General features: G+C 35.6%; 20 protein-coding genes and 1 tRNA gene. 10 read left to right on the forward strand and 11 right to left on the reverse strand.

Annotated elements, in window-relative coordinates:
- Window positions 1-13: 13 nt before the first annotated feature.
- Window positions 14-556 carry a DJ-1/PfpI/YhbO family deglycase/protease gene (locus METTI_RS14190; RefSeq protein ID WP_023846523.1) on the forward strand — a complete coding sequence of 181 codons (543 nt, stop codon included), beginning with the start codon at window positions 14-16 and terminating at the stop codon, window positions 554-556.
- 139 nt (window positions 557-695) lie between these two features.
- Here METTI_RS14190 and METTI_RS14195 read toward each other — a convergent pair whose 3' ends face one another.
- Window positions 696-1,472: an MBL fold metallo-hydrolase gene (locus METTI_RS14195; RefSeq protein ID WP_023846524.1), complete on the reverse strand. Its 777-nt coding sequence runs from the start codon at window positions 1,470-1,472 to the stop codon at window positions 696-698.
- 85 nt (window positions 1,473-1,557) lie between these two features.
- Between METTI_RS14195 and METTI_RS14200 the strand changes: the two genes are divergently transcribed.
- The 4 genes from METTI_RS14200 (at window position 1,558) to METTI_RS14215 (ending at window position 4,272) form a co-directional block, all read left to right on the forward strand.
- A tRNA-Leu gene (locus METTI_RS14200) sits at window positions 1,558-1,641 on the forward strand.
- A 180-nt stretch (window positions 1,642-1,821) separates the two neighbouring features.
- On the forward strand, window positions 1,822-2,895 hold the full coding sequence (locus METTI_RS14205; protein ID WP_023846525.1) for a hypothetical protein: 1,074 nt from the start codon (window positions 1,822-1,824) through the stop codon (window positions 2,893-2,895).
- Between the two features lie 110 nt (window positions 2,896-3,005).
- Entirely contained in the window at window positions 3,006-3,956 is a 951-nt protein-coding gene (locus METTI_RS14210) for a hypothetical protein (protein WP_023846526.1), read from the forward strand.
- Window positions 3,957-3,966: 10 nt separating this feature from the next.
- Window positions 3,967-4,272 (forward strand): hypothetical protein, encoded by a 306-nt coding sequence (locus tag METTI_RS14215; protein ID WP_023846527.1) that lies wholly within the window; start codon window positions 3,967-3,969, stop codon window positions 4,270-4,272.
- 11 nt (window positions 4,273-4,283) lie between these two features.
- On the opposite strand, the gene METTI_RS14220 is transcribed toward METTI_RS14215, so the two are convergent.
- The 4 genes from METTI_RS14220 to METTI_RS15980 are packed head-to-tail and all read right to left on the reverse strand — an operon-like array spanning window position 4,284 to window position 8,090.
- Entirely contained in the window at window positions 4,284-6,974 is a 2,691-nt protein-coding gene (locus METTI_RS14220; protein WP_023846528.1) for a DNA polymerase, read from the reverse strand.
- Window positions 6,967-7,299 (reverse strand): hypothetical protein, encoded by a 333-nt coding sequence (locus METTI_RS14225; RefSeq protein ID WP_023846529.1) that lies wholly within the window; start codon window positions 7,297-7,299, stop codon window positions 6,967-6,969. The genes METTI_RS14220 and METTI_RS14225 overlap by 8 nt, the downstream gene beginning before the upstream one ends.
- A 12-nt stretch (window positions 7,300-7,311) precedes the next feature.
- A complete protein-coding gene (locus METTI_RS14230; RefSeq protein WP_023846530.1) occupies window positions 7,312-7,953 on the reverse strand; it encodes a hypothetical protein in 642 nt (213 codons plus the stop codon).
- Window positions 7,950-8,090: a hypothetical protein gene (locus METTI_RS15980; protein ID WP_169729124.1), complete on the reverse strand. Its 141-nt coding sequence runs from the start codon at window positions 8,088-8,090 to the stop codon at window positions 7,950-7,952. Before METTI_RS15980 ends, METTI_RS14230 begins: the two co-directional genes overlap by 4 nt.
- A gap of 147 nt (window positions 8,091-8,237) precedes the next feature.
- Between METTI_RS15980 and METTI_RS14235 the strand changes: the two genes are divergently transcribed.
- The 4 genes from METTI_RS14235 (at window position 8,238) to METTI_RS15900 (ending at window position 12,935) form a co-directional block, all read left to right on the forward strand.
- Window positions 8,238-9,119 carry a hypothetical protein gene (locus METTI_RS14235; protein WP_023846531.1) on the forward strand — a complete coding sequence of 294 codons (882 nt, stop codon included), beginning with the start codon at window positions 8,238-8,240 and terminating at the stop codon, window positions 9,117-9,119.
- On the forward strand, window positions 9,116-10,330 hold the full coding sequence (gene cas1, locus METTI_RS14240; RefSeq protein WP_023846532.1) for a CRISPR-associated endonuclease Cas1: 1,215 nt from the start codon (window positions 9,116-9,118) through the stop codon (window positions 10,328-10,330). The genes METTI_RS14235 and cas1 overlap by 4 nt, the downstream gene beginning before the upstream one ends.
- 228 nt (window positions 10,331-10,558) lie before the next feature.
- Complete coding sequence (locus METTI_RS15435; RefSeq protein ID WP_023846533.1) at window positions 10,559-12,745, forward strand: S-layer protein domain-containing protein; 2,187 nt, start codon at window positions 10,559-10,561, stop codon at window positions 12,743-12,745.
- A gap of 43 nt (window positions 12,746-12,788) precedes the next feature.
- Entirely contained in the window at window positions 12,789-12,935 is a 147-nt protein-coding gene (locus tag METTI_RS15900) for a hypothetical protein (protein ID WP_156916295.1), read from the forward strand.
- An 18-nt stretch (window positions 12,936-12,953) separates the two neighbouring features.
- On the opposite strand, the gene METTI_RS14250 is transcribed toward METTI_RS15900, so the two are convergent.
- The gene (locus METTI_RS14250) at window positions 12,954-14,648 is read right to left on the reverse strand and encodes a hypothetical protein (protein WP_023846534.1); all 1,695 of its coding nucleotides are present in this window, start codon (window positions 14,646-14,648) and stop codon (window positions 12,954-12,956) included.
- A gap of 322 nt (window positions 14,649-14,970) precedes the next feature.
- Between METTI_RS14250 and METTI_RS14255 the strand changes: the two genes are divergently transcribed.
- A complete protein-coding gene (locus METTI_RS14255) occupies window positions 14,971-15,450 on the forward strand; it encodes a DNA-deoxyinosine glycosylase (RefSeq protein ID WP_023846535.1) in 480 nt (159 codons plus the stop codon).
- Between the two features lie 31 nt (window positions 15,451-15,481).
- On the opposite strand, the gene METTI_RS14260 is transcribed toward METTI_RS14255, so the two are convergent.
- Genes METTI_RS14260 through METTI_RS14280 form a run of 5 tightly spaced genes read right to left on the reverse strand, consistent with a single transcriptional unit; the run spans window position 15,482 to window position 24,294 of the window.
- The gene (locus tag METTI_RS14260; protein ID WP_023846536.1) at window positions 15,482-18,379 is read right to left on the reverse strand and encodes a type I restriction endonuclease subunit R; all 2,898 of its coding nucleotides are present in this window, start codon (window positions 18,377-18,379) and stop codon (window positions 15,482-15,484) included.
- The gene (locus METTI_RS14265; protein ID WP_023846537.1) at window positions 18,369-20,120 is read right to left on the reverse strand and encodes a hypothetical protein; all 1,752 of its coding nucleotides are present in this window, start codon (window positions 20,118-20,120) and stop codon (window positions 18,369-18,371) included. The genes METTI_RS14260 and METTI_RS14265 overlap by 11 nt, the downstream gene beginning before the upstream one ends.
- Entirely contained in the window at window positions 20,121-21,323 is a 1,203-nt protein-coding gene (locus METTI_RS15440; RefSeq protein WP_023846538.1) for a restriction endonuclease subunit S, read from the reverse strand.
- Window positions 21,320-22,813, reverse strand: coding sequence for a type I restriction-modification system subunit M (locus tag METTI_RS14275; protein ID WP_023846539.1), 1,494 nt, complete (start codon window positions 22,811-22,813; stop codon window positions 21,320-21,322). The genes METTI_RS15440 and METTI_RS14275 overlap by 4 nt, the downstream gene beginning before the upstream one ends.
- Window positions 22,810-24,294: a type I restriction-modification system subunit M gene (locus tag METTI_RS14280; protein WP_023846540.1), complete on the reverse strand. Its 1,485-nt coding sequence runs from the start codon at window positions 24,292-24,294 to the stop codon at window positions 22,810-22,812. The genes METTI_RS14275 and METTI_RS14280 overlap by 4 nt, the downstream gene beginning before the upstream one ends.
- Window positions 24,295-24,509: the final 215 nt, after the last annotated feature.

Below are 24,509 nucleotides of genomic sequence, written 5' to 3' on the forward strand. Positions count from 1 at the left end.
ATAAAGTGATAATATGCCAGGATCAGATCTAGATAGTAAAAAAGTTTTAATGGTCGTTGCACAGGAAGGTTTCAGGGATGAGGAGTTCTTTGAGCCCAGGGAAGTTTTTGAGGATGCAGGTGTAACTATTACCATTGCAAGTAAAACCACCAATGAGGCTTCCGGTGTTCTTGGAAGGTCTGTAAAACCTGATGTTGCAATTGATAAAGTTATTATTGCAGAGTATGATGCAATTGTTATATCCGGCGGTCCGGGTTCAAGAAAGTACCTGTGGTCTGATAAGAACCTCAGGGAACTTGTCGCAGAGGCATTTGAGCAGGAAAAAGTTGTTGCCGCTATTTGTATTTCTCCTGTGGTTCTTGCAAGGGCAGGTGTCCTTGAGAGTAAGAAGGCTACTGTGTTTAAGGATCCTGAGTCTATAAAAGAGCTTGAGAAGGGTGGAGCTATCTATGAGGATGAGAGTGTGATCGTTGTGGATAATGTTGTTACCGGAAGGGATCCGGCAAGCGCTGAAGAGTTTGGCGAGGCAATTATTGAAGTTCTGGAGAACCTTTAAGAATTGAATTCATTATTGAAAAGTATGAGCCGGATTCCCGGCTTAACTTTTAAACCTGATTTATCTGTGGATCAATCCTGCTTTTGCTGTAATCCTGTTTTGTTATTATCCAGTTTTTACGATTAAATCCTGTTAAGATTCAATCGTCCTGAATTTCAACTACCATGAGGTCTTTTGCGATTATGACCTCGCCTTTGTAGTACTTTCTAATATGGTCGGTTGCTTCCCTGTAACGTCCCTGCATTTGAGGATAGAGGTGTGTGAGATAGAGTTTTTTTGCTGTTAAGGGATATTCGTCCATCATGAGTGTTAGCAAGTCAGGTGTGGTGTGGTTTGTCATGGGGAATCCCAGCGGGAAGGAGCATTCATGTATGAGTACATCTGCATCCTCTGCCAGTTCCATGACCTCCTGGCAGGGCTCGGTGTCGCCTGTGTAAACCACGGTTTTGTGGCTGCTTTCTATGCGATAGGCAAGGGAATTGTCGGTGTGTGCGGTCTTAGCAGACCTGATATTGCAGTTACAATTGCCTTCTGTACCTTGTGGTATAAATTCCTCTTCTGGCGATAGTTCTGTTATTTCTACTGTGAACCTGTCCCTGAGATAGTCATAAACGTCCAGTGTCTTCTCAAACCATTCCTTTGTGCCCTGAGGCCCGTATATACGCATGTCTGTCTTCCCTAAAAGCCAGTTGGCCTTGATGAGTGCCAGTATATCTCCTACGTGGTCCAGGTGCAGATGTGTGATTATTATGGCATCTATGTCCTTATGTTCGTACCCGCTCTCATGGATTCTTCCAAGAACCCCGCAGCCGCAATCAAAAAGCAGGAGATTTTTCCCTGTGTCAAGCAATACACCGGATTGTACCCTTCCGTCCTGAGGTATCCCGGTACCTGTGCCAAGAAACGTGATTTTCATATCAGCTATAATAAGACTTAAGTAACTTAATTGTTATTATCTGGTGTTCAAGACCACACGACCGGCATACACTACTATTCTAACTGCGAGGGTTGCCCAGCTGGTCAAAGGCGCCGGACTTAAGATCCGGTATCGAAGGATTTCGTGGGTTCAAATCCCACCCCTCGCATATTTTTATGGGGATATAGGTAACATCCAAAAATACCACTATTCTAAAAATTTGATTCAATCACTCCAAGTTTTATTTCCGTATATTAAGATAAGATAACTATGCGTATTTTTGACTTATCGAAAAAATAAAAAGCATGGTTTTATAATTTGTACTTCCATACTTTAAGTTGGTGATGGTTTGAAATCTACAGAACAAGCAGATTTAGAAATATTAGGTTTTTTTAGAGGTACAAATAATTTTTCAAGCCTTAAAATAAATCCAATTGATGAGTCAAAATATACCTTGCAGGATTTAGAATATAAAGAAGTAGAGCAATTGAGAAATATAATTATAAAGCTTGAACAAAATGAAAATATAGTCCTTTGCGCAAGAGGAGACTCGAAAGAAAGTATAAAAGAACATGATGAATTCATCAATAGTGGGTTAGTTAAATGCTTTGTTGTAGGTGAAAAAGCACAATTCTATTTTCAAAGTGCACTAGGTCTAGACCATATCTGTTCTACAAAAAATAAAAAGAACAAACTTGAAGAAATAGAAAGGTTAAGAGTCTCAGTTAATAAAGAAATACAAAAGTCAAGTTCCAGAGATATGGGGAAGGTTGATGGTCAGTTTTCATGTAAATTAATTGATTACCTACAAAATCAAGAAATGTCTGTTATAGAATCTTGGAATATATTTCTTCATTCATTATTACATAATCAAGGAAACAATGTCTTCAAACCATATTCATATTTTATTTCTTTGACGCATGGAAATAAGAAATATAAAACTGCAAGGTATTTTGCGCTCAAAGATAAAGAAAATGAGACTAAAAAGGACATTGGGGTAGTTTTTGTCTACATTTTAGATAAAAATAAAAATAAATATATTTCGGCTAGTGAATTGCTAGAAAGAAGCAAAGAGCATAATGTAAAATGGTATCCAGACGTTGATAATGAAATTATGGTAATAGGTGCATTATGGCCCCATAATATTATTGGATTTTTTGAAGTTGAAGATGAAAAGGTCAATAGATTCATTCTAAATTATTGGTTTTATAAGGAAATGAAGAGTAATCATAACCATGATTTTAGTCAAGGTGTTCATGTTGATCAAGGAGATAAGTTTGAAAAATTTCAAAGATATGCAAATGATCTAAAACTAACGCATATTAGCCAATATTATAGTGATAATGGGGAACAATACATTCTAAAAATAGATAAATTAAATGTGATTAAAGTTCCTGATATAGATTTTGAGGATGAGTTCTGAGAAAGTTATATAATGAAATTTTTCTCATTTGTCATTTAAGAAATATTTAAAAATCTACTGCAACTCTAAAAGATTAAAATAGTATCAGAATAATTTTTAATAGGCTAATTATGAATTTTAAAATTTTCCTCAAGAAACCTGAAGTTCGAGATTTAATCGATAGTAACACAAAAATGCCGAAGTACAAAATTGAAAGTGAAATAAAAGCAACACCTTTGACAACAAATTTTGCTTTAGTTGGTCTAGCATTTGATTATTTTACTCGTTTTCATATCAAAAGAGAAAATCCTGAAATCAAAGATTCTATTTGGAAAGCTGAAATAGTTTGTAATACTATAGCGGGTGAAGATTTACAAATAACTCCAAACCACACTATTTTTTATGAACCTGAGAGATTCATGCACAAACGAGGGATTCCCACGAAAAATGAATACGAGATAAAATGTCTGATAAAACACCTTAGATCAGCTCAAGATTCATATAATGAATACCTAAATGGCGGAAATCTTTCTGAAAAAACAATAAGAAGCTGTTTACTGTTAGCTAGAATTGAGACTGCAATGAACAGTAAAGTCTATTCTGATTTAGATGAAATAGAACCCGAAGATATTGAGGATTTAAGAAACCTGATTCGCGCTATGCCTCACGATACTTTTACATTTAAAGATAAGTGCAACATAAAACCTCAATTAAAAGCTACTTTTCTTCCAAAAATAACAGAAGGAGACCTTATACTTGATGATACACTAATTGACATTAAAGTAACTAAAACACCCACACTAACTAGAGAAATATTTCGTCAATTAGTGGCTTATTTCATCTTATACAATTATGACGGTGCTACTAAATTTACGATAAATAGAGATCTCAGTAATTTTTCTGTCAATAAAATGGGAGTTTACTTTGCCAGACATGGTATTATGTACAAATTTAATGCTGAGGATGTTTTTCTTCCAGCAGCAGCAAAAAATATAGTTGTGCCAATGTTCAATCTAATTACAGAAGACTATCATAAAAGCGGAACAAAAAAGTATGATTCTGATTTTCAGTGTTATAGATAAAAGATAAAGCATGTCAAAATATGACTTCTTCTCAGATTTAGTAGCAAGCATATTAGATGACCCGATAGGTTTCTTGAAATCGTTCATCATGCTAGCGGTTCCATCAGGGGCATTGATGTGGGTTTTAATAGTTGGCACTTATGCTGAAAATACTGGGCATGGATTTATAGGTTGGTTGTTTTTATCCTTCTATGGTTTTATAGACAAAATCACTTTATTCATAGTTGAAACGTTTATTGAACTGGTTGTTTATGTTGTTGTTATGGTTACTATTGTTACATCTCTGTTAGCAGCATTTGGAATAAAAATAAAGTAGAGGAATACTTGTTACAGGCATAGCCTCTCAAGCAACCTCTTCCGTGCAGGAGTGAACAAATTAACCTTTTCACCCTTCCTTAGAGCCTCTCCAATGGCTTTCTTTGTCGTCTGGAAGGTCTTCCTATCAACTCCCCATTCCTCAGCTACCTTTTGAGGCAGGGTGAGTATCTGTTGAGCAATCCAATTCTCATTGATGAACACCTGAGCTAGCTTTACACCTAATTCCTGTTCATCAATATTATTGGCTTCTTTACCGATGTAAATGATAGAATCAGCCTGAATATGCTTCCTTTCCAATACACCTGCCTCTCCATCAAACTTGGCTTCAGGGTGATTGGCATATTCTAGTATTGTCCTGCTCAATGGCTTGAAATAATGAGATCCTTGCTTTATCTCTCCTGTCTCATAGTCAATAAAAGGCTCATAGACAATGCTCTGAGGATTTTTTGTGAGGGGTGTTAGCGGCTTTACTGCTTTACCGTTCTCTTCAATGGTCTGAAAGCCTACAAGATAGAAATTAAAAGGCTTTATTTGCTCTTTCCAAGGCTTCCCTTTATTTAGCCTATCAAATCTATGAAGCACATTAGGAGTACTAATCGTAAGCCTTGAGATCGCATAGAAATTAGAATACTTTTCTTCGATATCAAGCCTTGAAATTGTTCCATAATGCAATTTCAAAAGGTCTTCCCATATCTCAGCCTGCCAATCCCCACCATCTTTTGAAAATGGATTCGTTAAATGACCTAAACCATGTAGCTTAAAAGATCTCTCGCCCTCCATGAACTTGATTTCTTCATTCTCATAAGTATAAAGAGCATAACGCTTTGAGGATATGCCATAGAACCACATATCTTCTTTTTCAGGCTTCAGTAGTGGGATATCAAGGCTATATGGGTTGAGAGGTTGGAAATAGTCTATGATTTCCTGTGCATGCTCTGGAGGAACAAAGATTGAATCTGTATCCATATAAGCATGAACAGACCCTAAATCTCTTGTTTTTGCTTCTGCCATAGCCAAGAATAGCTTAGAGCCTGAAGTTATCATTACAGCAAGCAGAGGATGGAAATAGTTTCCTGCTTTCTCAAGCTTGTTCTCTGAAGTATTGAAATCATCCAATCCATAAACCTGAATATCGCTTTTTTTGTCATCAGGATTTAGCTCAATAAAGATACCATAGCTTGTGGAATTGACAAGAATCTTGATAGCCTGTGCTCTGCTCTCTAACTGTTGGTATTCTGGATCATCCTTGCTAATATCCTTCATCTTAAGTTTGATTTTCTGCCTTTCTTCAACAAGTACCTGAACGAAATTATCCTTTGCAGGATCAATATCTATCCCAAGTATCTGAGATTTCCTCAAACCTTTCTGGATGCCTTTTGGAATGAATTTAACCGCTTCAATGATCTTTGGAACTTTGCCAGTAAGGATAACTGAGGCTATGACATCAGGTAGAGCATACCATAATTCAGAGTCAGAACTAAGATCATTGATACCTACATTATATCCTGTTCCAGAGCCTTTGTAATCCATCCTTACAGGCAGTATATCATTATCAGGCTGAACCTTAACCATAACAACAAGATCTTTCCAGTTCTCTTTATTCTGAAGGTATGCAAGATCTACTTTTGAGAGCATTTCTTTGATCTCATCGGTAATATCCTGCATCTCAAGAGATTCAGCAATCATGTATTTCCAGAGATCCATTAACAATACAATGGTTGGATACATGCTAGTAAAATCAAGAGTTGTTACTTTAACTGGCTCTTTTCTGATTTTGCACTCACATCTTCCTCCATAGTAAGATGTCATAATATTTCCAAGAATTTCAGGAGAAAAATCCGGATTCCTGTCTAAAAAGGAAACGATTCCCAATTGCTTTAGAGCATGTTTTCCTATGGAAGCAGAGCTGTATATTTTGGTTGGTGGAATTTTTATCTGGTAGCTATCTAACTCCTCTATAAGTTTCTCATAAACTTCCCATGTAGCTACAACATCAGCAATCATATAATCAATATAATCATCATTGATTTCTTTTCCATGCTCATCATTTCCAATCTTTTTTGTGTTGGTATTGAGCATTTCACATGCTTTTTCCAGTGAAACACGTTTTTTCTGAAGCAAAACTTCAGCTAATGTTTGCACATCAAGGAAATAACCAGGAAAGAAATGGTTGCCTTTATTGATCTTAGTTGAAGTGAACTTGAAGTTATGTCCTTCACCCATTTTTTTAATGATGATAGGTGGATTAAAACGGTTATCAGAAAGAGTAAAGGTAAAACCACCTTTGTTCTTAGCTCTAGAGTCCCCCACTCGTTTTGCTATTCGGCTTATATCAAAGGGTAAATTGAATCCCACACAGAGTGTTTTCCACCTGAATATCTCAATATAGAGAACATCATTAATAAACTCTTCAAGAGAGTAAAGAGCAATTTTCTTCTTATTTGCATAAGAAATAAAGGTCTTGTTTTCTTTCTTGGTTAGCATTAATTCATCGTAGAACAAACCTTGATGCTGAAACTTTCCATCCATGTATATTTGAAAGTACCCAATCTTGAAATTTAGGTACTGATTAGTTGTTGTTTCAGTGTCAAAAACTAATACTCGTTCATGTTTTAGTGGAGAAACTCTTTGTCCTGAATAGGGGTTATTTGAAGGCTTTTTAGCCTTCAAAGTGTACCCTCTTAAAGCAATCTTAGACATTTACTGTCATCTCTTTGGCAAGGTTGACTATACGCTCTCCCATCAGTTTCAATAACGCACCCATTGAAAGAAGAATGAAAGCTGTTTTGTTTTGCACGCAAGCATCACTTGCCCGTTCTCTAGGGCTGAATGTGTTCTGTTCTTCCGTTATGGGAGAATGGCAATTCTTACAGAGTGGTTCAGTCCAACCCGAATTACTTCTGCCTTCAACATGGTGGTCTTCAATAGCTGTGGGTTTATCTTCTCCACAAACACAACATGCCATCGGTGGCTTTTTCCCTTTTTTGTTCCTCTTAGTGTAGTTTGCATAAGCTTGTTTTTCCATAGTGTTCACTCCTTAGTTCTGGTATATTTCAAGAAATTCAGGCTCTTCCTGAGCTTCCATTATTTCATAGAGCCTGTCAAGGTCTGTTTCAAAATGATGCACTTTTCCATCTGCATCAACGATCTTGATGTCTTCGTACTTTGCTAAGCGTTCGGTTTCCCCATCTTTCAATGATTTTTCAACTGCATCTCTGTATTCAGCAAGTAAAAAACGGTCTTTTGAGCTTGTTGTAATTATTGTAATATGACCTTCATTTCTGTCATAGAACCCCATTTCAACTTGCAAACTGTCCGATTTAGTAGCTTTCCATCTTCCATTTTCTTTGTGCAAGTATTGTCCTAGGTGTTTGATAGCATCCTTGTTCTTCATATCGAACTTTTTTGTCATCTGGCTAAGGTTCGCACCTTTCCTCATTGCCCTCAAAATTTGAAGAGATTTATTTCTCTCTATCTTTTGCAGTGGTGTCAAACTTTCCCATCCTGCTTTAGAGAGATCATAATCACTTATCTTGAGCTTCACCAATTGGCTTCTGCTTTTATCAGGAAATAGCAGATGTTTTCTGATAATCTCCTTTGCATATCTTGTATCTCTTGGTTTAGCTTTGAGCCATTCACCATAGGTACGATATTCTTTCGAGAATCGTGGTCTGCTCATCCATCATCCTCCAAGAGCCTGATGAATGCAATTCTCAACACTTCAGCCTGAGAACAGCCATATTCTTTTGCTTTCTTTACGAGCTTCTCCCTGAGATAGGGAGCTAAAGTTATTGTCAGTCTGTTTGTTGGTGTCATTTTGTTCACCAACATCTAATAGAAATACTTATTACATATTCAAATTTGACATCGAATTTGACTACTTATTTAATGTATGCTGTCTATAATAAAAATGTAATTGACTTTAGTTAAAAGAGAATTGACTATGATAATAGGAAATTTGTCATGAATTCTACAAAAAATAGCATCGATTTCAAAACAGATATAATAAATTATCTGTCGGGTTACCGCGTTGTGAAGAAGGGAGAAATTATTAAGGAATTTCTGAGCAGATATCCACGTGGTTATAGTAAAAGAACAATTGAAAGAAGATTAAAAGACTTTGAAAAAGATGGTATTATAGAAATAATAGATGCTAAGCAAGTCAAGAAATATGGTGTCAATGAGTCAGATCACCGTGTAAAATACATCATTCTGAAAGAACACGCTGAAATAAAAAAACATATTGATTCAGTTTTTGAATTTTTTGATTGTGGTGATTCTGAAGATAAAATGGCTGCTTTAGCAGAAATGAAGACTTATAATGACTGTTATGTTTTAAACGCCTTACAGTTAGATATTCTTGCTAAAAATCTGACTGAAAACGACATTGAGTTATCATCTCAAATATTCTTGACGATTTTTAATCATATTTTTTATAAAAAGATACAACCAAGCGACACCAATGCATTTATAAAAAAGTTGAGATTAATCTTGAAAAGCATACCATCTCAACCTCACACTGCTCTTAGAAAAAATATTATTCTTTTGCTTAGCATGTACAACGATAAAACTGTAGTTGAACAACTTATTAAAGATGCTACTTCAATGGATAATATCTCAGATGTAAAAGAAATATATGATATAGTATACGCGGCAAGAATAATTGAAGAATCAAGGACTGAGCTTTTTAATCTTGAAAGAGAGTTAAAGAAAAAGGGAAAGGAAAAGAATGCCGAAATTATCTCTCAAATAAGACAGCAGGCAAAAAGAAATATTATCTCTTTAAACGTTAGTAAAGAAGTTCTGTTTAACTGGGTCGAACTTAAAAATGGTGATTTTAAATGAAATTCTTGCTGCTAAACGGTCATGGCATAGATGTGCGTGTCAGTGGGGCTAAACTTCATGTTAAGGATGGAAGATATTCGACCACTGAAGACCCTGAAGAATATGTGTTCTCTCCAAAGAGAATGGACATTGATAGTGTTATTATCTATGGAAGAAAAGGAAACCTTACACTAGATGCTATAAGATGGTTGATAAAACACAATGTACAGATTTCAATACTCAACTGGGATGGGAAGTTACTAACTACAATGCTCCCTCCAGAGAGTACGAATGTCAAGACAAGATTTGCTCAGTATCACGCTTTTGAAGATGAGAAAGCAAGGATAAAAATAGCAAAGAATTTCATCGAGGCTAAGTTCGATAAAACTCAAGTAGTACTTGATTATCTCAAACAACGATATCCTGAAATTGAATATGATTTCTCACCAGATTTGAAGAAGTTAGATTCTGCTAAGAAGATTAATGATATTCTAGGCGTTGAGGGTGGTGTTGCTTACAAGTACTGGAATGAGTTCTCAAAGGTTATTCCTGAGAAATACGATTACGAATCAAGGGTTGACCAGAGCCGAAGGGCAACCGGGGCAGGGGACATGGTAAACACCATGCTTAACTACGGCTACGCTTTGTTGGAGGCAGAATGCCTCCGCACCATCAATGCAGTTGGGCTAGATTCCCATGTGGGTTTTTTGCATGAAATGAACACTGGAAAGAATAGTCTGGCTTACGACCTGCAAGAACCTTTCAGGTTCTTAGTGGATTTTGCAGTTATCAGCCTGATAGAGTCAGAAAGGATGGAAAACAAGGATTTCATCAGGACAGAGAATTACTCATTGAGGCTTAGACCCAGTGGAGCTAAGAAGCTGACTGAAGAAGTAAATCTGTGGTTTAACAAAAGAATTAGCTACAAAGGAAACATGACGATGTGGAGTTATGTCATGTTCCTGAAGACTAGGGAATTAGCTCAATATTTAACTGACAAAAGAAAGGACATTGATTTCGTTGTCCCTCAGTATGAGACAAAGCGACAGGACACAAGCGACATACGAAAAAAGATTCTAAGCATTTCTTATTCTGATTGGAAAAAGCTAGGTTTCTCTAAGGGTACTTTGCATTATATGAAGAAAAATGCGAATGCAGACAAGCCTTTTACGCTTAATACTCATAACAAAGAACGCTTGGATAAGTGGGAGAAACTTGTTGCTAATGGTTGATTTTATTATCTTTTAGCTGTCCTTTTTGTCGTTTTCTACAGGAAATGAGGAGACAAATGTGAACGACAGACAAGAGATAACAACGGACAAAACGACAGACTCCGAAAAGACACGTACATTTTATCTCTTTGTATAATTTAATATATGACTTTTACCATTATATTATTATAATTAAATTCATAAAGTTAATGTTTGATATAATATTTTTTATGGAAGCGGTGTTCGTAAATGTATAAAATATACGGAGATTCCCCAAAAGAAAATGCTAGTCATTTCAATTTTGATATTTATGCAGATTCGTTATTAAAAATCATTCTCAACAACGAAAATAAGACTCCTTTTACAATAGCGATTAATGGGAAGTGGGGGACTGGAAAAACAACTCTGATGAAAACATTAAAAAAACAGTTGGATACTTCTACACCTACTGAACAAACAAGAAAAGTTAAAACCGTATGGTTCGATGCTTGGAAATATTCAGAATGTGACTCAATGTTATCAGCCTTAATGCGCGAAGTTTTTGAGGAAATGAGGAGACAGGACAAGCTAAGTAAACTAAAATCTAAGTCTTGGTTTGGTCTACGGAAAGTAAATACTCCAAAGGTAATGACAGATATTACAAAAATGTTGAGTGCAGGCAAACTAGAACCAGAATTTGAAAAATGGGTTGGGAAAAAAGCATATGAAGAAAAACTTTCCTTTTATGATATTTTTCAGGATGGTATGAAGGAAATCCTTCAAAATTTTGTTCTCGAAAAGACTGATGATAAATACTCGGATGAAAAAGGAATTCTCGTAATTTTTATTGATGATTTAGACAGATGCTCTCCAAAAAATATTGCATCTATTTTAGAATCTATCAATTTATTTTTGGATCAAGAAGGATGTTTTTTCATAATAGGAACTGATATCTCCATAATCGCAAACGCAATTGAAGCGAAATATAAAAATATTGACGACTTTTCAGGCATTGAATATATAAAGAAAATAATTCAGTTAAAATTTGATCTTCCACTTCTTAAAGAGAATGATATTGAGTATTTCATGCAAAATGAATTGAAAGTTGATTCTAAATTAGATGATTATTCAGACATAATTGTCAAAGGTCTAAAAAAGAATCAAAGAGAGATCATAAGATTTTTAAACACAATAAACTTAATGAGGATTCTTGGTGCATCTCTTGAAAGTAAAGACACGTCTCCTGAAGATAAATTTGCATATAATGATGAACTTTTAATAAAATGGAATATTCTAAATTTCTCTTCACCTGATTTTATAGATGATATCAAAATAAAAAATGACGTTCTTTTTGAAATTCAAGCCATTGCTAGAATAAATGATAAAAAAAGAGATGAACGGATTCAAAGTTTGAAAAAAGATGGTAAAGAAAAATATTATTCGTACTGTCAAAATGAGAAGATTATCGATGTTTTGTCAAGTGGAAAAGACGAATTTAATGCTAGTAACATTGAAACTTACTTGTTCCTAAGTAGTATTACTCCAAAAGACATAGACGAGGAACTTCACAAAAAAGCAGAGGCAAAGATCTCACTAGCCGAAAAGGTGAGTTCTATATATGCTGTAGCACCAGGTACTGTTTACGAGGGAGACACAACATATACTGGTACAGACCTTCATGATATAATCGGTTTAGATGATGAAAAGTACATCGAAATAAACGCAACTAACTTTACTGGTTTCATTTCACAGGAAAAACTCAAGATTTATGGTGGGTCTTTTGTCGATGATAGAACTATTAAGAAGGGAGGACTTGTATACGAAACCCAAATTGAACAGATGGATTTTCAATCTGATGCATGGAAGGACACCTATAGCATTATGGAATTATTTGGGTATGTGTATGTTCCATTAAAGAATAATACGCCAAACAAGTTAACAAAGCTACTCATTAACAGTGGTGACAAGTACACTCTGAGACTTGGTTCTGCACTCGAGCTCGCTGATGGGTATGAACTCACTGCAAAGCAGATTAATGTAACTGGTGACAGAGTGTGGATGGAATTATCAAAGAACGGTGAATTCATAGAAGATAAAGTAATCCATGTTGACGAGAAAACAGATGGAACATGGATATATGATACCGATATTGCAGATGAGGTTAATGTTGAAGTTTTCAGAGTGAATGTAACTAATTTATTCCAAGGACAGGAAGATAGCCTTGTTGTAGTCGAAGGCATCTGGCTAATTGATTACGAGAATGTCCTTGAGATTGACATCGGTGATGAATTTGGTGTCTTGAAAGTTGACCGTATTGCTGATAGTTCAATCATTATGGTAAATGAAGAGTCAATACTTTTAATAAGAAATTCAATACAAGAAATCGCAGAAGGCATGAAATTCAAAGTTGCTGATTCAGATGATCTTACGTTCAACCTGATTAGAGTGTATGAATAATCTCTAAATTAATTGAAGCCGGATTGTTCAGCAGATACTCACATTGCCTCAAAAGGTAGCTGAGGAATTAGGAGTTGATAGGAAAACCTTCAAGACAACAAAGAAAGCCATAGGTGAGGCTTTAAGAAAGGGTGAAAAGGTTAATTTATTTACTCCTGTAAGAAAAAGGTTAGTAGAATATCTCATTTGAATATTCTACATTTTAACTTCAAGTAAACCACAATTCATCAAAATATATTTCCTTACCTACAAGTATACTTTTTATTTCCTCAATATTTATCCTTGAAATATCTTTTTTGATAACTAAAGCTAGTACGCTTTGAGAAAAATAATCCTCATTTTCATTTGCAGCAATTATACTCTTTTTTAATAACGGGTAGATTTCTTCTATAAATTTATCATTTAATTCATTTGAGTACAATATTAAATTGTAGCATGCTGATAATGTCACTAAAGGATTTTTTTCATAATTCGAAACTAAACAGTCCAAATAAACCGGTGCATCCCCTATAGTTTGAGAATTTAATCCTCCATGATGGCTTATCTTTTCAATAAGGTTTGCAAGACCATGTCTAAATTCTTCATCTGATTTTTTATCTTCTGCAATTTTACTTAATTGCTCTTCGAATTCACTTAATAATTCAGGGACATATCCTAGGTATAGAAGCATGTCATCGAAAGTAGATGAATAGTTCTTCCCCGTTTCTAATTCGCGCAATGCATCATTAAACCAATCATCATAATATTCTTTGATTAATATTGAAGTGTTCAGTTCAAAAGGAATACGTTCAATGTCCCAGCAAACTTGAGATAAAAGCTTTTTAAACAAAATCGAATAATCTTCGTTTTCTTCTTCAAGACCCAAATCTTTGTTCATTTTTTGTATACTTTTGGGAGAATGGCCATGAGCTGCTGATGAATTTCTAAACTTATTTAATAATTTTAAGTTAGATGTTTTCTCAGTAATCTCATTCATTTTTTTTTCGAAAAATTTCTGATTTTCAAAATCTTCCTCATTAGTATCCCATTTATATAAGTTCTCAAATTCTGTTTTTATTAGTTTGTGAAAATCATCTCTACTATTGTTATAATTCTCAATATCCACAACTTTTTGTCCATAGTATTGTTCGTGAATATTATCAACTAATAGAAAACGCTTTAAAAGTTCTAAGCCTCTTAATGGGCGAATGAAAGAATCATAGTGTTTAGAAGCTTTATCGTTTAATCCGTCTGGTTTTACAGAAATTAATGTTAACGTAGAAGAAGGGTATTTTACATTTTCATCCAACCGATTAAGCAATTTACTCAACAATTTAGTATTTACTGAATCAATTACTAAACAGTTTAATGTAACAACTTTCATTTCAAATTCTTCAGCTGAAGTGGATTCGTTCATCACTTTTTTCAAAAAACGCAAATGGTAGTCTGCGTGTTCTAAATCAAAAAGATTATCATTAAATAAGTCTGTGTTAAAATGACTAGCTTCAGGATAGTAAAGTTTAATTTTGTTTTTCATCTGAGAATTGACCATTTCCATAGAACGAACTAAACGATTGATGGTAAATCTGAAATCAGTATAGTGATCAGTTAAATCAACTTCACTTGGAAGAATATTATATAATTTCCAATGTTCTAATTCTTCATCAGGAAGCCCTTCACCTAAATCACCCAAATTAACAACTATTATTCCATTAGCAACCCTATAGCAACCTCTAAAAGTTCCCCATTCATAACCAAATTGTACTGTGCCATTATCTCCTATTTGATAATTTCTATCCCCTTCGTATTTTTTTAAAACATCATCTCTAAAGTATACAGAAGCCATAAAACAATCATTTTCATGACTTGCTGCTTTTTTTGCGGATTTTAACCCTTCATCAGTCTCAAATAGAACGTCATCCATAAAAATACACCTAATATAAATGTAAATAGTGCTTTATTAAGAATTAGATACTTATAATATTTATTATTAATACGACTGACATTATAAACATAAGTCAAGATGAAATTGTTTTTTAAAAATGGATTTTTAAGGTTTCAATAATCAAAAATAAATGCATAAAATTAAAAGAGTGGCATTTTTGGATATTACCTATTACCCCGCATATTTTTATGGGGATATATATAACGTCTAAAAAAGTGTACGCTTTTGTCTAACACTTTTAATTTTAAGTACTTGTTTAATTGACAACGTTTATTATATGTGAAGTGTTAAAATATTTGTAATGAGCCAGAGAAACAAAGGTTTAGAACCAATAATTAATGACAACACAGAAATATTGATTCTCGGAACTTTTCCTGGTGAAAAATCAAGGGATAAAAATCAATATTATTATGATTCTCGAAATCAATTCTGGAATATAATGTGTGATGTGCTTAATACCAGCTTTTTGAATTTAGAATATAGTAACAGAATTCATATTCTACAGGAATGCAAAATAGGATTATGGGATATTATAGAATCTTGTGAAATAGAAGGTAGTTTAGACAAAAACATCAAAAACCCAGAGTATAATGATTTTTCTCATTTAACTCAGATAAAGAAAATAATCTGTAATGGAAAAGCAACAGAAAATAAATACAAAGAACATTGCAAAATCCTATATAATGTAGAGGTTTTAAGGGTTCCATCTTCAAGTTCTGCAAATAATGGTTCAATTGGTCGTTCTGAACAATGGAAAAATTCAATAAATAGTCAAGTTTAAAAATTCAGGTGACTTTTATTTTAAAAGTCACTTAATAGTGCTCTCTGATATATTCATAAGCCTTATCAAACAATTCTCGTTCTTTATGCAACTTGTATTTCAACAAAGTCTTACTTAACGCCTTTTGAACATCCCTCTCCCCTGATGATGTCCATTGCCAGCCATCAAATCGAGTATATTTAACAACCTCATCAATATCATTAACAATTCTTTCTATGATTGCTGGTGTCGTTTCAATCTTGCATTCAAGGAATAATTTTGTTAATGCTTGTTTTGTATCATCAACTGGCTCTGCTTCAGTTTCTCTTTCCAGTTTGACTGTGTCACGGGCTATCTCCAGGAGTTTCTTGAGAAAATCAATACTGCTGATGGCATTTCTGTAATGCATCTCCTTTACTTTCTCCAATCTTTCTCCGAGCTCCTGGAATCTTGGGTCATCCACATGAACGTGTAATCTCCATTCAATCTTTAAGACAAGCTTCTTTCCTTTTACATCGGCATCTTTATCCGTAAGATGATCAAGGATATTGGCATCCATTATCAGGGTTTCAAGGTCATCCCTGATTGTTTGCACGGTGACATTTTCATGGATTAGTTTCAGTGTTTTGGCACCAAGGGCATGCCAGATCAGTTTTCCATTACCGCTTGGTGGTCTTATGGACTCATAGACCTGTGTAAGCCATTTGTAATCCTGTTCATATTCGTTCAAAAATGAATCTGGAGATATAGCTTCCCAGTGACGGGATAAATAAGAGTAATCAGCTGCAAAGAAATCTCTGCTTTCATCTGTTCTCAGACAATCCTGAGCTGCAAGCAGCCCTTCGTATCCATCCAGAGCTCTGTCAACACCTTCAAAGTGTGAAAGGCAAGTTTCCAAAGCACGTGGGAACTCTGCTTTTAGCATTTCAATGTTGGAAATTACTGTTTTCATTTCCTCTACATCAAAATCCAAAGCTGATGCTACATTATCGAATATCCCAAGGTAGTCAATTATTAGCCCATGGTCCTTGTCTGGGTAAGGTCTGTTAACACGGCAGATTGCCTGCAGAAGGTTATGGTCCTTCATTGGCTTGTCAAGGTACATTGCCTGGTTGATTGGTGCATCAAATCCAGTAAGCAGTTTTGATGTTACGATAAGAAGTTTCAGTGGGTCATTGGGATCTCTGAACCTATCCAGTAGTTTTTCCTGTTCATCATCTGTCAGAGAATAGTTTTGCTTCCAGTAGTCAGAGTCTTTCTGCCTCAGTGTCATAACAACAGCAGACTCTTCAGGTGGCATGTGTTTGTCTATTTCTTGCTTGTACAGATGGCAAGCTTCTCTGTCCCATACGACAACCTGTCCCTTGAAATCATTGGGATCCACATGTTTCTTGTAATGCTGGACAATATCCTTACAGACTCTACTGATTCTGGCAGGTGTTTTGGCCAGGACTCCATATTTTCCTGCACGGTCAGAAAGTTCAGATTTGTCACCGTAGCTGAGGTTATTTTCCTTTGCCATCCAGTCAAATTCTTCATCGATGGCTTTTTTATTAATGTGTAATTCAACGGGACGTGGTTCAAAATAGATTGGCAGGGTTGCTTTATCTATGATAGACTGTTCGAAAGAGTAACGACTGAGATATCCGTTCTCGTCTTCTTCTGCTCCGAAGGTCCAGAATGTGTTTCTGTCTCTGGTGTTGATTGGTGTACCTGTGAGACCAAAGAGGAATGCATTTGGAAGAGCTTGTCGCATTTTCGTACCAAGGTCTCCTTCCTGGGTTCTGTGAGCTTCATCAACAAGGACTATGATGTTTTCCCTGTCGTTGAGGACTCCTTCAGCCTCTCCGAATTTGTGAATAGTTGTGATTATGATTTTCCTTGTGTCCTGTTTCAGTAGCTGTTCCAGTTCTTCCCTTGAATCAGTCATGACGACATTCGGAACGTTGGAAGCGTTAAAGGTTGCACTTATCTGAGAATTGAGGTCTATTCTGTCTACGACCACAAGAACCGTAGGACTCCTGAGTTCAGGGTTACGTCGCAGTTGCATGGCTGCGTATACCATGAGCAAGGATTTACCTGAACCCTGGAAATGCCATATCAGACCTTTCCTGATCCTTCCATCAATAACTCTCTGAACAATCTGTTTTGCAGCTTCATACTGCTGATAGCGGCAGAGAATCTTAATCTTCTGACCACCTTTTGTGGTGCTGTATAAGGTGAAATCTTTCAGTAATTCAAGAACAACTTCAGGTTTTAGCATCCTATTAACGGAGCTTTTGACTTCATCCAGCAGATCGAATGCATCTTCCTCAGTCTCTCTCCATGGTTGCCATTTCTCTATTGGTAACTTTATGGAACCTACACGATAGACCTTGCCTTCTGTAGCAAAACAGAATACATTAGGTACAAAGATCTCAGTAACTGAATTCTGGTACTCTTCAAGTTGGGCAGCTCCATCTACCCATGAAACCGCAGGCCTTACAGGACTCTTTGCCTCCCCGATTACTAGTGGAATACCATTAACCAGCAGAACAATATCGGGCCTTCTTTCCTGACCACTCTTAAAGGTGTACTGGGTTGTTACAATGAAATCATTGTTTTTGAGATTATCATAATCTATGAGCCTGACAGAAACATGTTCTCCATTCTCCCCGAAAGGCATGGTTTTTTCATTACGAATCCACTCGGAAAACTCCTCATTTGCTCTCACAAGCCCCATTCCCTTTGCACTCTGAATGATTGCCCGAAGCTTGTAAAGAACTTCATCAGCACGACCTGGCTCTTCAGCAATGGAAGGATTCAGTCTTATAAGAGAATCGATGAGATGCATCTCAATCAGCACATCAGCTTCTCTCCTTGGAAGCTGCTCTCTTGGTACAAATTTCCATCCCATATTTGTCAGAAGATCTCTGACAAAATTCTCGACTGCGTTTTCCTCATTGAACATTTTCTGTATTCTCCTCTGAGAAAGAATCTAGAAAATCTCTAAACTGATCTCTAAACTCATCATAATAAATACCTCTATCCCAAACAGTTCTATCATCATAATGTTCTACAGGATATTTGAGGAAATCTATGAATGATTGATTTACTACTGAATACCCAGTTACCTTATCTTCAATACACTTATTATATTTTTCTATAAATAATGAAGTTTTCTCTTGATCATGGTATGCTGCAAGTTCAAAATAATTTTCAATCATTATTTCACGGAGATAATTTTTGAAATAATCTCTCAATACCTGAGAAGAAGATACTTTTTCCATTAAATCAACAATAGTTTTGATAGAATATTCTATAATAAGATTATTTTCGGGTGTATACTCATCTTCTTTAACATATCGTATCCAATCTCGAAGGCAATCAGTAATAAGATACAAACAATATTCATACATGTTTGAAAATTCAGCATCTTCGTGATCATTATAACTAATATTGTGTAATATGTGCTCTGACCAATATTTAAAGTATATTAACCACATGTGATTATGAATGTTCTGCATTAATGCTTGTTTTACCATAGTGTCAAAGAACTTAATTCCAGAATACAGCGGTGTATTATTTCTCTTTTCGTCATAATATTCTTCGTAATAATTATATTCATCAATATCTTTACGACTTTGTTCTCGTAAGTGTTGTATTACGTATTCTCCAATTGGCCTCCATACAAGCCATTGGTCATACTTGTCGCTATCACCATTAGTAAATAAGAAATCAAGAATTTTTGTTTGTCTGGATTTTTCATTGTTGAGTTCTTTGTGAAGCTTGCTTTTTTCATTAGAGATTAATTGAGTTCCAATTACAAACCAAGCTTCCTTTTTATTGTATGGTATCTTATTATCAAGAAGCATGAACATTAAATCAGTATTATTCATAGAAACAAATTCGAGAAACTCACTATTCCCTACAAGTTCATAGTAGTAATTATTTATAAGCAGGCAATAAGACTCTCTTCTGTTTCGTATAAATCGTAAACGATGAAAAAAAATTTTAATTAAACTCTTTTCTTTCTTTTTGGTAAGAATAGAAGAAAGTATCCTGCCGAAGCCTTCTGATACTTCTTTCTGCTTTATTTTGTAATCTTTATATGAAATAAGCTCTCCTTGCAAGCGTTTAATTGCTGCTTTTGGAGATCGTATATTTTGAAAGTTAATGCTTTTTTGTAGAATTTTTGCTATGTATGTTATGTAAGTAAATATGGAATATGGCTTTGTTTTTGGTGGATTATACGATTTGAGAAGGTCATAATGGAATAATTCAAGGTCAGCAGCCACTTCTGCATATTGTTGTCTTCCAAGTTTATCAAGAGAATTAGAGACAAAATCTTTTTTTTGTTTCAATTTCGTCGAATTCAATTTTCCTTTTGCAAATAAAATCAGAATAATAGAAACCAAAAAAGCAAGAACAGAAGCCAAAAAAGAATAAGTTATTTTGTACCCCTCGGATGTTCCTATATCATAAACAAATGGATTTGTTGATAATGAAATATTGATGTAATTCCCTGATACTTGTTCCGACCAAAAATTCGCTGCAAAAATAGCAAATATGAGAAGCACTGCAAAATAACCTAAAAATATTTTATCAAAAAAACCAATTTTGAATACGAAATTTCTCTTCTTAGATTCTTCGCTAATTTGATATATAGAGATAATAAAACCTATAATAGTAAGAGGTAGCATAAAGTCCATTTAAACTCGCACCTCTCCTTTCAAACATTCATCCGTTAGTTTCTTCTTTAAATCATACAAATAATCAATATTCTCCAGTGCCTTTTTCTGCAGAACATAAAATTGATCAAGTTTTTCAGATATTTGGCATTGCTCTTCAATTGGAGGAACAGCCACGTTGAATAAATCAAAATTCTTTTTGGTTATCGATTTAAATGTTGAACCATATGATGAATGCTTTATACTTTCAACCAGAATCATTAGTAGATAGTATGCATAGTTTGAAGTAACTTTATCAGTACTGCTAATACCATAACAAGATTGATTAAAAGCCATCGGTTTTGCAATTTTAGCAACGAGTCCAACAGTTCCTCGAGCAGATATAATTAAGTCATCTTGTTGAAGGAGTTTTGTGGAACTTTCATTTAAACCTTTTTCAGTTATCCTTTTAACCGTACTCTCTATATACATTCCATCTTTTGGAAAATCTTCTACAGATATCCATGGAATACTACCGTTCCAGTATTCTGGGTTTGTAGTTTTGGGAGTGCCACCACCAATGATGGTTATTACATCAGATAAAGGATAAATATTCCACTTTTCAGGTATACTTCCTATTTCAGTTTTCTTGAATTTTTCATGTCCGATACCTTTAGTTAATAATTTGTTGAGAAGACCGCATTTTAGTTTTACAGCTACACTTATTACTTCATTGTTTTTTTCAATGTTATCTTGAATACTCCATATCGTTTCAACAATCTTTTTCTGCTCTTCGATAGAAGGAATTACAACTTCCTCTTCTGCAAGTTGATTCCATTTTATTCTCTTTGAAAATGCACCAGCTGAAAGTGCTATAATTTTATTCTCGAAAGGTTCAAATTGCATGAAGATAGGCAAAAATCCCTTTATTATGTGCTTCAGTATTGGCTCTAAAACAATTATATCACCAGAACATACTCCATCAAATGGAGCTACAGATACCCTTCTCAAGTAAGTGTTCCTTCTGGCAAAGAGAATGTCATCTTTTTCAAATCGTTTCATCGTAGATGTGACATCACTTGTACTGCCATATCGTTTTACAACTAATTCCCCTGAATCAAGATGTTCTAATCCAACGTATTTTTCGTAGCCAGATTCACCAGGGTCATCTACTCTAACTGACTTTTGTTTTGCAAGTTCCTTAAACTTGACTTTTATCCAGTTCTCTGGAATTTCCTGGTTCAATTTATAACCTCCTTGAGAACATCTGATAAATTACAATAGGATTCTTTTAGCTGTTGCGAACTATTCTGCCACTCTGAAATAACCTCTTCAATCGTTATTTCTTCTTGCTGATTCTCTTCTGAAAATTCAGGACGGGCATACAATGCAACATTAATAACATGGTTATTATCTCTTATTTCATCCAATGTAGCAATCTTTGTCCTCCCTGGCACTTCCTCAAACTCAGAATACCATTTGTATATACTGGAAATATGTTCTTCTGAAAGGAAACTCTGAGTTTTCTCCTTTACGATCTGGTCATAGGCTCGGATGAAAAATACTTTTCCTTTACGTTTTTCTGGTTTGTTTTTGTTGCAGACTACAATGCAGGAATCCATTGGTGAATTGTAGAATAAATTTGGTCCAAGCCCAATTACACAATCCACTAAATCATCTTCTATTAGCTTGCTACGCATATCCAATTCTGCATCTCTGAACAAAATCCCATGTGGCCAGAGTATTGCACACCTTCCAGTTCTTTTTTTCATGGATGCAATAATGTGCTGGAAGAAAGCATAATCTGCACATCCCTGTGGTGGTGTACCATAGATATTTCTGCCCCATGGATCATGTTGCCAAGCTTTCTGGTTCCACTTTTTTATAGAATATGGAGGATTGGCCAGAACCATGTCAAACTGTTTAACTCGATCATTTTCCACAAATGCAGGATTTGATAGTGTGTCTCCTCTTACGATGTGGAAATCCTCGAAACCATGGAGGAACATATTCATCCTTGCGATTGCTGAGGTTATAATATTGATTTCTTGTCCGTACAGACTGATGTTTCTGTATTCCTGGCCGTTTTCCTTGGCCAGAAGAGCGGCGTTGAGTAGCATACCACCTGAACCACAGGTAGGATCATAGATACTCTCGCCTGTTTTCGGGTCAACTATCATGCTCATCAGGCGTACAACTGTGCGGTTAGTATAGAATTCTGCAGCAGTATGACCGCTATCGTCAGCAAACTTCTTGATCAGGTACTCATAGCCTGTACCAAACTCATCCTGTGGTACATTTTTGAGTGAGAGGTTGATAGTTGAGAAATGTTCAACAAGGTCAATGAGAATCTTATCGGTCAGACGGTTCTTGTTTGTCCAGTTAGTATCCCCGAAAATACCTGCAAGCCTGTCTGGATTGGCCTTCTCAATTTCACTCATGGCAGTCTTAATTGCCTTGCCCACATCAGTGGAAACATTCCTGACATCCTCCCAGTGTGCACCCAATGGAACCTGGAATCTGTGGTTCTCTGCAAACTCCGCGTATTCCTTATCTCCATCAGACTCTTCAAGAGCTTCCTGGTATTCTTCATCATAGACATCAGATATACGCTTAAAGAACATTAACGGGAATATAATACTCTTATACTCTCCTGGATCAATAACGCCTCTGAGAAGCACAGCAGCTCCCCAAAGATACTGCTCAAGTTCCTGCTGAGATATTGTTTTGCTCATAATACACCCACCTCTTTCAGTAAAGCTTTCATTTTCTCCTCGGATTCAAGGAACTCATCGTATGCCTTATTCAATTCCTGGAACGTCTCTTTAAGGTCAATCTCTTCAACAACAAGTTGCTTTCTGACATATCTAGTAATATTGAGATTGAACTCGTTCTCCTTGATCTCATCAATATCTACTACTTTACTGATGTCTTCAATATCCTCAAACTTCTCATACCATTCAAGAACCTGCTCAGCATGTTCCTCTAAAAAGAAATTCTGATTCCTTCCCTTCTGATACTGCTCAGAAGCATCAATAAACAGAACTTTATTCTTATTTGCTTCATCCTTCTGATTTCTGTACACAAGGATGCATGCACTGATGCCAGTACCATAAAACAGGTTAGGTCCAAGACCAATCACAGCTTCCAGCAGATCATTCTCGATCAGCTTCTTCCTGATTTTACCTTCAGCTCCACCCCTGAACAGTGCACCATGAGGCAACACAATTGCCATCCTGCCTGTCATTGGAGCCATGGATGATATCATATGCTGAACCCACGCATAATCTCCATTACTCTTTGGTGGTGTTCCTGCAATATTCCTCCCGAAAGGATCATGAGGCCAGTGTTCATGTCCCCAGTTCTTCAAAGAAAATGGAGGATTGGCTATCACCGCATCAAACTGAGAAAGCATATCTCCTTCATGGAAAGAAGGATTTCTCAGTGTATCGCCTCTGATAATCTCAAAGTCCTGGACACCGTGTAAAAACAGATTAATTCTGGCAATCGATGAGGTTGTCAAGTTCTTCTCCTGACCATAGAGTTTCAGTGTCCTCTCATCTCCACCTTTATTCTTAACATAATGATAAGCTTCCAGCAGCATACCACCAGAACCACATGCTGGATCATATATGGATTCCTTCTCCTGTGGCTTGAGGATACTACCCATCAAATGAACGACAGTTCTCGGAGTATAGAACTCTCCTGCCTTCCTGTTGGTCAGATCTGCAAACTTCTTAATCAAATATTCATAAGCCTGCCCCAGCATATCAGGTTCAACATACTTCTTGGAAAGGTTTTTACTTGAAAAATGGTCAATCAAATCTATCAGAAGCGCATCAGATAATCTGTCCTTGTTACTCCAGTTAACATCACCAAATATCTCGTATAACTTGTCCTGATTTTTCTTCTCAATCTCACGGAAAGCATGCTGAAGTGCCTGACCAACATTGGTAGTTTTCTCTTTCACATCATCCCAATGAGCACCTTCAGGAATTATGTAATCATGCAGTTCTGGAAAAGATGCATATTCCTCGTCACCATCAGACTCATCCAATGCTTGCTTATATTCTTCATCGTAGACATCTGATATTCTCTTGAAGAATAAAAGTGGGAATATGTATGCCTTGAAATCCGATGCATCTACAGGTCCTCGCAGGATGTTTGCTGCATCCCATAGATATTGTTCAAGTTCTGAAAGAGTGATCTTTTCCATTATTGAAATGTCTCCATATTCTGTTTTGATGGCATCTAAGAAGCCCCTGAATAAATAATAAGTATGTATCAATAAAATGGTTTGAATGCTGTATGTCAGACAACTTCATAACTTTAACTTAATAAATTTAAATTTATGTTAATCGTACCTTTTCAAGGTACTTTTCAGTGTTTAATTTATCTTCTAGAAAGGTCTCCTAAGAGTGTATCTAATGT

This window comes from Methanolobus tindarius DSM 2278 (assembly GCF_000504205.1).
GTDB classification, from domain to species: domain Archaea; phylum Halobacteriota; class Methanosarcinia; order Methanosarcinales; family Methanosarcinaceae; genus Methanolobus; species Methanolobus tindarius.

Coding starts and splice junctions, on each gene's coding strand:
- METTI_RS14255 (WP_023846535.1), top strand. CDS start 14,971: ATGAGCCAGAGAAACAAAGGTTTAGAACCAATAATTAATGACAACACA.
- METTI_RS15980 (WP_169729124.1), bottom strand. CDS start 8,090: ATGACACCAACAAACAGACTGACAATAACTTTAGCTCCCTATCTCAGG.
- METTI_RS14280 (WP_023846540.1), bottom strand. CDS start 24,294: ATGGAAAAGATCACTCTTTCAGAACTTGAACAATATCTATGGGATGCA.
- METTI_RS14275 (WP_023846539.1), bottom strand. CDS start 22,813: ATGAGCAAAACAATATCTCAGCAGGAACTTGAGCAGTATCTTTGGGGA.
- METTI_RS14230 (WP_023846530.1), bottom strand. CDS start 7,953: ATGAGCAGACCACGATTCTCGAAAGAATATCGTACCTATGGTGAATGG.
- METTI_RS14260 (WP_023846536.1), bottom strand. CDS start 18,379: ATGTTCAATGAGGAAAACGCAGTCGAGAATTTTGTCAGAGATCTTCTG.
- METTI_RS14210 (WP_023846526.1), top strand. CDS start 3,006: ATGAATTTTAAAATTTTCCTCAAGAAACCTGAAGTTCGAGATTTAATC.
- METTI_RS14265 (WP_023846537.1), bottom strand. CDS start 20,120: ATGGACTTTATGCTACCTCTTACTATTATAGGTTTTATTATCTCTATA.
- METTI_RS14235 (WP_023846531.1), top strand. CDS start 8,238: ATGAATTCTACAAAAAATAGCATCGATTTCAAAACAGATATAATAAAT.
- METTI_RS14190 (WP_023846523.1), top strand. CDS start 14: ATGCCAGGATCAGATCTAGATAGTAAAAAAGTTTTAATGGTCGTTGCA.
- METTI_RS14220 (WP_023846528.1), bottom strand. CDS start 6,974: ATGTCTAAGATTGCTTTAAGAGGGTACACTTTGAAGGCTAAAAAGCCT.
- METTI_RS14250 (WP_023846534.1), bottom strand. CDS start 14,648: ATGGATGACGTTCTATTTGAGACTGATGAAGGGTTAAAATCCGCAAAA.
- METTI_RS14215 (WP_023846527.1), top strand. CDS start 3,967: ATGTCAAAATATGACTTCTTCTCAGATTTAGTAGCAAGCATATTAGAT.
- METTI_RS15435 (WP_023846533.1), top strand. CDS start 10,559: ATGTATAAAATATACGGAGATTCCCCAAAAGAAAATGCTAGTCATTTC.
- cas1 (WP_023846532.1), top strand. CDS start 9,116: ATGAAATTCTTGCTGCTAAACGGTCATGGCATAGATGTGCGTGTCAGT.
- METTI_RS14195 (WP_023846524.1), bottom strand. CDS start 1,472: ATGAAAATCACGTTTCTTGGCACAGGTACCGGGATACCTCAGGACGGA.
- METTI_RS14225 (WP_023846529.1), bottom strand. CDS start 7,299: ATGGAAAAACAAGCTTATGCAAACTACACTAAGAGGAACAAAAAAGGG.